The following is a 3,741-nucleotide window of genomic DNA, read 5'->3' on the forward strand; positions in this document are numbered from 1 at the left end:
CTGTGCGCCGTGTGGGCGACCGAGCGAAGGCGGAACGCGGCTGCCATCTCCATCACGCCGAAGATCAGCAGCCAGATACCGAGGATGATCGCCAGGCCGTACAGCGAGAGGCCAGGGTAGGCCAGCACGATGATGCCCGCGATCACGCTGAGCACCCCCATGGCGACTGTCCAGCCCCGCTGCGGCATCTCGCGGTGCGCCAAGGCGGTGAAGATCTCGATCACGCCGTTGACGATCCAGAAGATGCCGAGGAACACGATGAGCGCGAGCAGCGTGAGCAGCACGTGGCGGACCGCCCACAGGCCGACGATGATCGACAGCACGCCCAGCAGCGCCAGCAGGACGCGCGTTCCGCCCGTCAGGTCGTCGGTGGCCAGCGCCCCGACGAACCGGAAGATGCCAGAGATGATCAGCTGAATGCCGAATAGCACCGCCAGGACGAGCAGCGTCTCGCTGGGCCAGGCCAGCACCGCGATTCCGGCTATCAGGGTGAGGAGGCCGTAGGCGAACACCCAGCCCCAGTTCCGGCCAAGCCGGCCGACCATGTCCAAGGGTTCCTGCGTTGTCTCGGTCACAGCGACCTCCCGCTCGTCACTGCCGGAAGCTGGCGTCTCACGCGGGCTTTATCGTCACCATGCTTGCTCTTTAAACCTTCTTGACCTTTACGCGCGGGACGCCAGCTTGACCGTGGCTGACCCGTCGCCGCTGCCCGGAGTCCAAACGCCCGCGACCAGGGCCGTCGCGGTGGCGGTGGCACTGCCCGCGCGATACGTTGTCGTCAGACGTGAGGGGGGTAAGGAAGATGCCCATTTTTATGGTTGAACGCCGGTTCGCGGACGATCTGGATGCCTCGGCGGAACAGGCCGACCAGATCAACAGGATCAACGAGGAAGAAGGGGTGCGCTGGCTGTACTCGTTCCTGTCGGCGGACAAGCGCAAGACGTACTGCCTGTACGAGGCGCCGTTCGCTGACGCGATCAGGCGGGCGGCGGAGCGCGCGGGACTGCCCGCCGACTCGATCGTCGAGGTCACCGGCGTGGTGCTGCCCGACGGCTCGCGGGCCCGGATTCCCGAAGAGGTGGCCGCCGACTAGCGCGGCCGGGCGGAGACCGGATCGGAGATCCAGCCCCGGGTCACGGCCAGCGTGGCGGCCTGGGTCCGGTTAGCGGCGCCGGTCTTGAGCAGGATGCTGCGCACGTGGTTGGCCGCGGTGTTCTCGGCGATCTTGAGGCGGGAGGCGATCTCCCTGTTGCTGCTTCCCGCGGCGAGCAGCTGGAGCACCGCGATCTCCCGTGGCGTCAGCCCGGCCGCGTCCGGGCCGTCCTGGCCGTCGCGTTCGCCTGCCTCGGTACCCGGTGCGGCGTCCAGCTGGTCAAGCAGCCGCAGCAGCCGCTCCTGCCCGGTGCTCGCCGCCATCCGCCGCGCCTCCGCCCGCATCCCGGTCATCCGCGTTCGCGCGTCGGTGTCCCCGGCGGCGCGAAGATGAGCCGCCCACGCGGTAAGCGTCGACGCCCGGTGGATCAGCGCGCCGAAGCCGGTCGCTTGCGCCAGCGCCGCCGCGAACAGCCGCTCCGCGGAATCCCGGTCCCCCAGCAGTGCGTCGAGCGCGGCGAGATACGCGTCGGCCGGGCCGAACACGGCGACGAACTGCCCGGCGATCAGCTGCTGCCCGGAGTACGGGGCCAGCAACGGCCGCAGCCGCCGCGCCGCGGCGACGTCATCGAGCGCCAGCGCGGCCTCCACCAGGAACACGAGCACCGCGGTCCACTGGGCCCACGGCGACTGCAAGGCCGCCGTTTCGTCGACCCGGTCCAGCAGCTGCCACAGCAGGTCGCCGGCGTCCTGGGCGAGTCCGAGTTCGGTGTATAGCGCCAGCAGCCCAGGCTCCCAGGTGCCCGACGACTCGCGGATGGCACCGAGCAGCGGCCTGACCTGCTCCAGGCCCCCGGTTTCCCGGCGGATCATGTACATCTGCAGCCCGTACGTGCCCTCGGTGTCGTCAGGTCCGAACGACCGCCCGAGTTCCAGCAGGTCCTCCGCTATCCGCGCGGCGGCGGCGAAGTCGCCGCCGAGGAACGCGTGCGCGTAGTCGCCGGAACGGTGCATGAAGGCGATGAACGGCTGCCCGCTGCCGCGCACGGCCAGCTCCAGGTCCGCGGCCGCCGCCGTCCAGGCGGCCCGGTCGCCGTGAATGTAGGCGATGGCGCAGCGGAACACCGCCGACGTGCCGAGCGCGAACCAGTCCTGGGCTTCCCTGGCGAGCGGCGTGAGCTCGGTGGCCAGCTCCAGGTGCCCGCCGACCGAGTCCGGCCCGGCGCGCTGCCACATCATCGTGCCCAGCGCGTGCCGCAGCAACTGGCGGTCCCCCAGCCGGCGCGCCGCTCCCAGGGCAAGGTCGGCCAGCCGCCTGGAGCGCTCGGCGTCGCCGGTGAACGAGGTGGCGCGCCCGAGGCTGGCGAGCGCCCACACGTACCGCGGGTCGTCGAGGTCCTCGGGAACGCCCTCGAGCGCGTGGGCCAGCAGGGCGCGGGCCTGCGTGCCTGGCAGTCCCGGGCGCCAGGCCGCGTTCTCGTAGCCGATCGCGGCGCGGAGCCTGACCCGGGGGTCACGGGAGTCGGTCAGCCGCAGGTAATGGGTCCGCGCGCTGGCGAACTCGCCGGCCCGGACGTAGGCGTCCGCGGCGTCGAACCACAGCTCCTCGCGATTGGGATCCGATCCCCCGGCCAGGTCGGCCGCCTGCGCGTACCAGGCGGCCGCGTCTTCGAACGCCAGGCTCCGCTCGGCCTCCCTGGCCGCGAGCCGCAGGTAGCCCGCCGCGGTGTCCCCGTAGCCGAGGGCCGCGGCCCGCGCGAAATGGTGGGCGAGCTGCCTGATCACCGCTTGCGACCCGGATCCTGAGGCTTGCAGCACCTCCCCCACCCGCGCGTGCAGTCTCGCCAGGCGAGAGGGATCGATCAAGTCGAGCACCGCCTGCCGGGTCAGCGTGTGCGGGAACGCGATCCGGCCGCGGCCAAGCTCCGCGCCGTCCAGCAGCCCGAACCGCACGGCGGCGTCCAGCGCCGCAAGGACCGTCGCCGCGTCGGCGGCGCAGGCCTTGATCAGGACGCGCACCTCACCGCCATCCCCGAGGACGGCCGCGGTCTCCACCACGGCGCGCTCGCCCGGCGCCAGCCGGGACAGCCGCCGCTGCAGCGTGTCCCTGACGGAAACCGGCGCCCTGGCGCCGAAGGCTCGCGTCGGCAGCCCGCCGGCCCCCGCGCCCGTGAACACGTCCGAGCCCGCCAGGTCCCGCCACAGCTCGCGCAGGAAGAACGGGTTCCCGCCGGTCTGGTCGCGCAGCACGGTGGCGTACTCCCGCGCCCGGCGCGCGCTCAGCCTGCCCTCTGCCACCAGGTACTGGGCGACCTCCTCGACGCTGAGCCCGGCCAGGTCGAGTCGCCGCACGCCGTCCAGCCGGTACAGGTCCGCGATCGCGAAGGTGAGGTCGTCACTGCGGTCCGGCGCGGTCGTGCGGTGCGTGCACAGCACCAGCAGCCGCGACGCGGTCCGGGCCGACCGCTGCGCCACGTGGTCAAGCAGCTGCAGGGTGGGCTGCCCGGCCCAGTGCAGGTCCTCGAGGACGCATACCACCGGCCGCTCCTCGCCGACTGCGAGCAGCAGCGCCGCGATCGCGTCGAACAGCTCCCGCCGGTAGTCCCCGCCGTCCCCGGCCGGCGCGACCAGCTCCGGCCGGTGCCGCCA

3 protein-coding genes are annotated in these 3,741 nt (G+C 72.3%); 1 reads left to right on the plus strand and 2 read right to left on the minus strand.

Going from position 1 to position 3,741, the window contains the following annotated elements; all coding sequences use genetic code 11:
- Positions 1 to 575: HdeD family acid-resistance protein (locus WA805_RS14735; protein ID WP_424561051.1), on the minus strand; the 575-nt coding region annotated here is incomplete at its 3' end.
- A gap of 239 nt (positions 576 to 814) precedes the next feature.
- On the opposite strand from WA805_RS14735, the gene WA805_RS14740 reads away from it, so the two are divergent.
- Positions 815 to 1,093, plus strand: coding sequence for a DUF4242 domain-containing protein (locus tag WA805_RS14740; RefSeq protein ID WP_425242600.1), 279 nt, complete (start codon positions 815 to 817; stop codon positions 1,091 to 1,093).
- Here the strand turns inward: WA805_RS14740 and WA805_RS14745 are convergent.
- On the minus strand, positions 1,090 to 3,741 hold a 2,652-nt coding region (locus tag WA805_RS14745), incomplete at its 5' end, for an ATP-binding protein (RefSeq protein WP_425242601.1). The two genes, WA805_RS14740 and WA805_RS14745, sit on opposite strands and share 4 nt — an antisense overlap.

Origin of the sequence: Trebonia sp. (assembly GCF_049794275.1) — a bacterium.
Lineage (GTDB): Bacteria > Actinomycetota > Actinomycetes > Streptosporangiales > Streptosporangiaceae > Trebonia.

Excerpts from the sequence above, each read along its gene's own strand:
- WA805_RS14740 (WP_425242600.1), top strand. The coding sequence starts at position 815 with ATGGTTGAACGCCGGTTCGCGGACGATCTGGATGCCTCGGCGGAACAG.